This is a genomic window from bacterium (assembly GCA_021159335.1).
Classification (GTDB): Bacteria; UBP14; UBA6098; order B30-G16; family B30-G16; genus JAGGRZ01.
Genome location: JAGGRZ010000129.1, coordinates 1 through 7,451, shown reverse-complemented (window position 1 = coordinate 7,451; position 7,451 = coordinate 1). Strand labels below are relative to the sequence as shown.

Here is a 7,451-nt window from a genome sequence, read left to right as displayed (position 1 = left end):
GTAATAGTCCCCAAAAATGTCAACATATGTGAGGTCCTCTGTGTTATGAAATATAGCGCCACCGTGAAAACTCATTCCTACGACCAAATACTCAAAACCGGGCATGTTCATGCGTCCATTGAGTGCGAGGTCAAAATGACCTGCATCGCCAATGCCTATTTCTGGCCCAAAACTTAGTGTGCCAAATTTCCACTCGTCGTGTCTCCAGCGTTGGCAAAACGCTGTACTAAAAATTATTAAGCCCACAAAAACGACCATTAACTTCCTCATTTATCCTCCTTTCATTTTTATATATAAAGTAGCTCTCATATATCCCCCAAACAAGCTTTTTCTTATGTTGTCGCCCACATACTTATCGGGGTTGACAAGTATGCACTGTTAATGCATAATTTCATCATGAACGATGCTATAAAGGAAAAGTATTCTCGAGCGCCTCATAAGCCGGGTGTCTATATTTTCTACGGTAAACGAGGTGAGCACCTTTATATTGGCAAGGCGCGGGACATCAAAAAAAGACTCGCGAGCTACATTTTCGGCGAGGCACCCTCTCCAAGGATAGCCGCAATGCTTAGAAACGCTGTTGAGCTCGATTGGATTATAACTGACAATGAACTCGAAGCCTTAATCTTAGAGGCAAATTTGATAAGGCAATATAAGCCGCGCTATAATGTAGAGTTAAGAGACGACAAACGATATCCTTACATCAAGATAACCAATGAACCATTCCCAAGGCTTACCATAGCGCGCAGAAAATCCAATGATGGTGCTTTGTATTTTGGCCCATATGCTGACCGAACTGGTGCCGTAAGGTTGATGAGGCTTATTAGAAGACTTTTCCGGATTAGAATTTGCAAGTATGAACTTCCCCCTAAAAGAAAACTCAGGGCTTGCATCCTTTTTGACATAGGACGATGTCTTGGGCCATGCATAGGGGCGTGCACCGAGGAGGAGTATGCTCGAGCGGTCGATGAGGTGGTCATGTTCCTCAAAGGGAAAAGAACTGAACTTCTTGACAGACTTCGCGCTCAGATGGAGCAGGCAGCTGACGAAATGCGTTTTGAAGAAGCTGCAAGACTAAGGGACACAATATCTGAGCTTTCAAAACTTCTCGTGCCGCAAAAGATGGATAGCGACCTTGGCGATAGGGATTTTGTCGGGTTAGCGGTGGGTGGCGGAATAGGTGTGGCGATGATATTCAGAGTCAGGCAGGGGGCAATGATCGCAAGGCAAACAGTTCCGCTAACAGTGCCACGGAAGGTCAATGTGTCCGAGGCATTAACGGAGTTTTTACTGAGATTCTACTCACAAGACCCCGATATGCCGCCCGAAATCCTCGTCTCGGACATGCCCACCGAAAAAGAGGAAGTAGAAAGAACCCTTTCAGATATTCGGGGGAGAAAGGTAACGATAAAAGTTCCGCAACGGGGCGAAAAATACGAGACGATGAAACTTGTCTTACGAAATGCCGAACTCATTCATGGTGAACTAATTATCCAGAAAAAGAAAGTCCACATCCCGTATGGTGTACTTGAGCTTGAACGATTGCTTAATATTCCACGAACTCCTAACAGAATCGAAGCTTTCGACATATCCAATTTCGGAAGCGATACAATCGTAGCATCTATGGTGCAGTTCGTTGCGGGACGGGCGAATAAGCAAGGCTACAGGCATTATAAAATAAAAACTGTTGTCGGTCAGGATGACTTCGCATCGATGAGGGAAGTTGTTTTCAGACGGTATAGAAGACTTCTCGATGAGGGGAAACAATTACCCGATTTGATACTTGTGGATGGCGGCAAAGGTCAGCTATCCGCAGCGCTGCAATCTCTTGATAAACTCGGGTTGAAAGGGAAAATTCCTGTGGTTGCTATTGCTAAACGCTTGGACGAGCTATATTTGCCCGGAAAGTCCGAGCCGGTATCGTTGCCCAAGGATTCCGCGGCAATAAGGTTGCTTCAAAGGATTCGTGATGAGGCTCATAGGTTTGCCATAACATATTCGAGAAAAAGCCATAGAAAAAAAGCCTTAGCCCTTGAGCTCATGGAAATACAGGGTATAGGGCAGAAAAGAGCTGAGTTACTTTTGAAAAAATTCGGAAGCATCAAAAACATAGCGAGCGCATCCATCGACCAGATTGTAACAGAAACTAAAATACCACGCAAAATCGCCGAAAAGCTGAAAAGTGAGCTCGCAAAAATCGTGGATTGAGAGTTGATGGTAAAAATCAAGGTTGTCTTAATCTTCTTGCACTATGCGAAAAAAGTAACGATTTTTTATAGATATTTTTTCAGGGGAACGAGTTGAACATAATATGGACAAGTTTTATACTGCTTGCTGTGTTAACTTTCGTTTTCGGGATGGTGCTTCTGCTTGGTGGGCGGAAGGGGATTCCAGCAATACTCGGAAAATATCTTATAATATTTGCCATTATAACTTTATTTTTCCCAATGCTTTTGTCATACCTTGGTTTTGATGTGTGGTTTTGGTCGTATGTAGTGGTCGTTAGTGGTATAGTGGTTCTAACGATAATAGGGGTGGTACGGAGAGTAAATTATTATCTTCACGATGAACATGAAAGGCAAAAAAGTGAACCGTAAAATAACCTCTGATTTCGTTTATCGGCTCAGGGAAATCGTTGGTGATGAGCGTGTTCTGGATGACCCGGATACCATTGAACGCTATAGCTGCGACGAGACCCCTGAGCTTTATTCTATGCCCGATTTGGTTGTTCTGCCCAAGACCAGCGACGAAGTAGCTGAGGTGGTGAAGCTTTGTTATGAGAATGAGGTTCCGATAACACCCCGTGGCGCGGGAACTGGTGTGGCAGGAGGTGCAGTACCAATTTTGGGCGGCGTTGTGGTATCCCTTGAAAAAATGAAAGACATAATCGAGGTTGACGAGAAAAATCTTATAGCGCGCGTCCAACCCGGCATAATAACTGGCGAATTTCAGCGTGAAATAGAAAGTATCGGGTTGTACTATCCACCTGACCCCGCGAGCGTCGATTCGTGTTCCTTAGGCGGAAATGTAGCCACATCTGCGGGCGGGATGAAAGCCTTCAAGTACGGAACCACGAAGAACTTCGTATATGGACTTGAGGTCGTCCTGCCCGAAGGTGAGAAAGTGCGGCTGGGCGGGAAAATGATTAAAGATGTCGCGGGCTACGACTTGAAGTCGCTTATAATAGGCAGCGAGGGAACACTGGGCATTATAACTGAGGTTATGGTAAAGCTCGTTCCCAAACCCTCTTTTTCCGCGGAGCTTCTTGCTGGTTTCGAGAACAGCAGTGCCGCTATTAATGCTGCCCTAAGAATAATCCCGAAAACTGGAGTTTATCCTGCCGCAATGGAGTTTATGGAGGGAGAAATAGTCAAGTTGGTCGAGGTTTTGCTCGAGCATGAATTGCCCATGTCGGACTGTGCAGCGCAAATTATAGTGGCGCTCGAAAGTTTTGATGAAACGCGCTTAGAAAGAGAACTTGAAGTCGTGGGTGAACACCTGCTTGAGGAGGGTGCAGTGGATGTGCTTGTAGCCATGACAAGACCTGAGTCCGAAAGGCTTTGGAAGGCGCGAAGAAGCATTCGCGATGCTATAAGACACAGATCAAAAGACATTGCAGCCGAGGATGTAGCTGTGCCGCCCACCAGAATTCCCGAATTGCTTGAGGGGGTGAAAAAAATAGGTGAGGAACACGGAGCTACAATACTGGGGTTTGGTCATCTTGGTGATGGCAATATGCACATCGACCTTTTGCGGGATAGCATGGAGGATGATGCCTGGGCGGCTGCAAAGGACAAAATAGTTCCTGAGATTTTAGGCTTGGCGGTAAAGCTTGGCGGCACTATCACGGGTGAGCATGGAATAGGTTATGTCAAACGCAAGTATCTTCGCATGTTTTACGAAAGTCCCTTTGTGAATACCATAGCTACGATAAAAAAAGCTATAGACCCCAAGGGACTTATGAATCCCGAAAAAATTATTTAAAGGGAGGTGAGTTTGGAGGATTTGCTTGCGTCACTCGGCTTTGGCTACAAAATGACAGAGTTTATTTTTTACCTTGCCTTGGGCGGAATTATACTCACTGCGTATTTCGTTTTCGAGTTCAGGCTTTTTAGAATTAAGTGGCGGAAAAGATTTTTAAGAAGAACGCTTAATCGCCGTCTCTGGCAGGGTATTATAGCGCACATTTTAGTGCTTCTTTCGTCTGCTGCCTTTGTCACCGCGTTTGAGAAAGGTTTTCTTTCGCCCGAAAAACTTTTGGAATCGCCATTTTCGACATACCCACGGGCATTTCTCGCGCTTTTAGTCCCCTCGCTTGTCATACAGGGCTGGGAAATGGGAGCACCGCTAACATTCGCTGGCGAATTCGTTGCCGTGATCGCAACGGTGTATTTCTTTATTAACGGAATAACGAGGATCGGCACGGAAATATTTTTAATATTACATAATATTTTTATGCAAAGGAGGTCATCTGTGAATGTTGCTGGTCATTACTTGATATGTGGCTGGAATTCCCGCCTTGACGACATAGTAAGGCAACTTACCGAACCCGCTCTTGGTGAAAGAAGAAAGCCTATAGTGTTGCTTGCTAATAAAGATTATGAGGATAGCGTCAGGAGGCTTATCGACAAATATGATGATTACTGGCGCGAGATAGAGGCTGTTTACGGTTCGATGAGTCGTGTAGAGGACCTTAAAGATGCGTGTGCGCAGTTCGCAAACTCGATTTTAATAGTTCCGCCAGAATGGTCCAAGCAGCCAGACCAGGAAGTGCTCTTTTGCGCCCTTGCGTTGAAGAAGATTTTTGATGAGGAAAAGCTTAATACGAGACCGAACATTATCGCAAAAGTAAATGACGCAGTATTCGCGGACAGGCTCGAAGTGCTGGTGGACAAAGTTATATGCGGTTCAAAAAGAGATTTTCTTCTTGCTGCCGATGCGCTTATTAACCCCAAGATAGTCGATATAGTCAAGAATCTCGTCACGGTAAGCGAAGATACCTGTGAGTTCTACGATTTTGATGTTCCCGAACAATTCGTGGGTATGCGCTTTGAGGATGTTAGCTATAAGCTTTACTGTAAAACCCGCGAGCTGGGCAATCCGGTTATTCTGATAGGCATAGAGCGTGAAGGCAAACTTTTCGTCAATCCAAAAATTGAAACTGGAATAAGCGAACTTAAATCGGGGGATAGGCTTTATTGTATGTCTTACGAATATCCTGTTGAACTTGTCCACAAAGTAGCTCAGGAAATGACGGAGGAATAACATGCGCATAGGACTTTTTGGTGGTACATTCGACCCGCCTCACTGGGGGCATTTGATTCTTGCGGAGTGGATAAGGTGTGAGGGAAAGCTCAATAAGGTCTGGCTTGCACCTGCTCGTGTTCCACCTCACAAGGTAGGGAGAAAGCTGACCGATGAGTGGTTGAGGTTCGAAATGGTAAAGCTTGCTTGTGCTGATGATGAGTTCGTAATAGCTTCAGATTGTGACCTTGTGCATGACCGAAAACCCTCGTATACTATCGACCTTCTCGACGAGCTTTCTGCAAAGTTTCCGGATGACGAGTTCGTGCTTATTGTTGGAGCTGATTCGATAGTTGAGTTTACCACATGGCATCACTGGCGGGAGATCCTTGACAGATATGATGTTTATGGTCTTCTGCGCCCGAATTTTGATGTCGGAGCGGCGGATAAAATGGTGCTTAAGAAAGTAAAGATTTTCAAAAGTCCGCTTATAGAGCTTTCGAGCACGATGATAAGGCAAAGAGTTAGAGAGGGTAAATCCATAAGATTTATGGTTCCCGCAGCGGTTGAGAAGTTTATTTACGAGAAAAAACTTTATGTTTAGTCCCACTAAAAATAACTTGTTAGTTTTTTTCCGCAGGATATTTTTGTTGGCTTGATGTAATTTTTAAGTTGGATTGGGTTCAAATAAAAGAAAGGGGTTGCCATGAGAAAAGGATACCTTACTAAGGAAGATGTGAATAAAATAACGCCGCAGCAGGTTCATGAGATTATTGGTAGAACTATGCAGATAGAAGGTTTCCCGATAGTTGCAGACCTTAAGAAAAGCCACGGCATGTATCTTTACGATGCTCGATACGACAAGTATTACCTTGACTTTTTCAGTTTCTTCGCATCCTGGGCACTTGGGCATAATCATCCCAAAATGGAAGACCCGGAATTCGTCGAGAAAATAGCGTTCATAGCGAGGCATAAACCGTCAAATTCCGACATTTACACGGTGGAGATGGCGCAGTTTGTTGCTACTTTCGAGCGAGTGGCTATGCCTGCTGAATTCAGTCATCTTTTCTTCATATCTGGAGGTGCTCTTGCCGTTGAGAATGCACTAAAAACTGCCTTCGACTGGAAAGTTCGAAAAAATATTGCTGCTGGCAAAGGTGAGAAGGGATACAAAGTAATATACTTCAGGGAGGCGTTCCATGGCAGAACGGGTTATACGGTTTCTATGACTAATACTTTTGACCCTAATAAAACAAAGTTTTTCCCGAAATTCGACTGGTATAGAATTGACAATCCTAAACTGACTTTCCCGCTAAATGAGGAGAATCTTAGAAAGGTTGAGGAAGCCGAAAAGAGCGCCATTGAGCAAATAGAGTCAATACTTTCACGCGATGCCGACGATATCGCTGCGATTATAATAGAACCTATTCAGGGAGAAGGTGGCGATAATCATTTCCGAGGCGAATTTTTCAAGGGTTTAAGAGAACTTGCGGATAGATATGATGTTATGCTGATATTCGACGAGGTTCAAACAGGCGTTGGTTTGACCGGAAAATTCTGGGCTTATCAGCACTTTGATGTAATACCCGACATAATATCTTTCGGGAAAAAGACGCAGGTATGCGGGATAATGGTTACCTCGCGCGTTGATGAAGTGAAAGAAAATGTGTTCAATGTTCCCTCAAGAATCAACTCTACATGGGGCGGAAATCTTGTGGACATGGTTCGTTCACAGAGGATACTTGAGATAATAGAGGAAGATAATTTAGTGGACAATGCGGCAAAAGTCGGCGAATACTTGCTTTCCAAGCTGAACGAGCTTGGCGATGATTTCCCAAAATTGCTTTCCAATATACGCGGCAGAGGACTTATGTGCGCTTTCGATTTGCCAGATACCCAATTGCGCGATAAACTTCGTCTAAAAGCCTTTGAGAAAGGACTTATTGTGCTACCGTGCGGTGAGAAATCGATAAGATTCCGTCCACCTCTGACATGTACAAACGAGGAAGTCGATAAAATGGCTGCGATAATGTACGAGTGCCTGAAAGAACTGGAAACCTAAAGTACGGTAAGGTTTGAATTAAAGTTTTCGTAACTTGCAAAATCAAAACAATATAATTTAGCAAATTTCGTGTCTATTTTCTTCTTATTTTTTGCTGTAAGAAAACTATTTGACTTGTTATATTGCATATGTTATATTTTAAATC

Annotated in this window: 7 protein-coding genes; 6 read left to right on the top strand and 1 reads right to left on the bottom strand. The window is 44.1% G+C overall.

All coding sequences use genetic code 11. From position 1 onward, the window contains the following. On the bottom strand, positions 1 to 270 hold a 270-nt coding region (locus J7J62_06945), incomplete at its 3' end, for a hypothetical protein (GenBank protein ID MCD6124891.1). Positions 271 to 396: 126 nt separating this feature from the next. Here J7J62_06945 and uvrC point away from each other — a divergent pair. The 6 genes from uvrC (at position 397) to lat (ending at position 7,306) form a co-directional block, all read left to right on the top strand. Next, positions 397 to 2,208: an excinuclease ABC subunit UvrC gene (gene uvrC / locus J7J62_06940; GenBank protein MCD6124890.1), complete on the top strand. Its 1,812-nt coding sequence runs from the start codon at positions 397 to 399 to the stop codon at positions 2,206 to 2,208. 92 nt (positions 2,209 to 2,300) lie between these two features. Further along, complete coding sequence (locus tag J7J62_06935) at positions 2,301 to 2,597, top strand: hypothetical protein (GenBank protein ID MCD6124889.1); 297 nt, start codon at positions 2,301 to 2,303, stop codon at positions 2,595 to 2,597. After that, positions 2,572 to 3,984, top strand: coding sequence for an FAD-binding protein (locus J7J62_06930; GenBank protein MCD6124888.1), 1,413 nt, complete (start codon positions 2,572 to 2,574; stop codon positions 3,982 to 3,984). Before J7J62_06935 ends, J7J62_06930 begins: the two co-directional genes overlap by 26 nt. Positions 3,985 to 3,996: 12 nt before the next feature. Then, entirely contained in the window at positions 3,997 to 5,265 is a 1,269-nt protein-coding gene (locus J7J62_06925; protein MCD6124887.1) for an NAD-binding protein, read from the top strand. A gap of 1 nt (position 5,266) precedes the next feature. Then, complete coding sequence (gene nadD, locus J7J62_06920) at positions 5,267 to 5,848, top strand: nicotinate-nucleotide adenylyltransferase (protein MCD6124886.1); 582 nt, start codon at positions 5,267 to 5,269, stop codon at positions 5,846 to 5,848. Positions 5,849 to 5,950: 102 nt separating this feature from the next. Beyond that, on the top strand, positions 5,951 to 7,306 hold the full coding sequence (gene lat, locus J7J62_06915) for an L-lysine 6-transaminase (protein ID MCD6124885.1): 1,356 nt from the start codon (positions 5,951 to 5,953) through the stop codon (positions 7,304 to 7,306). Positions 7,307 to 7,451 lie beyond the last annotated feature (145 nt).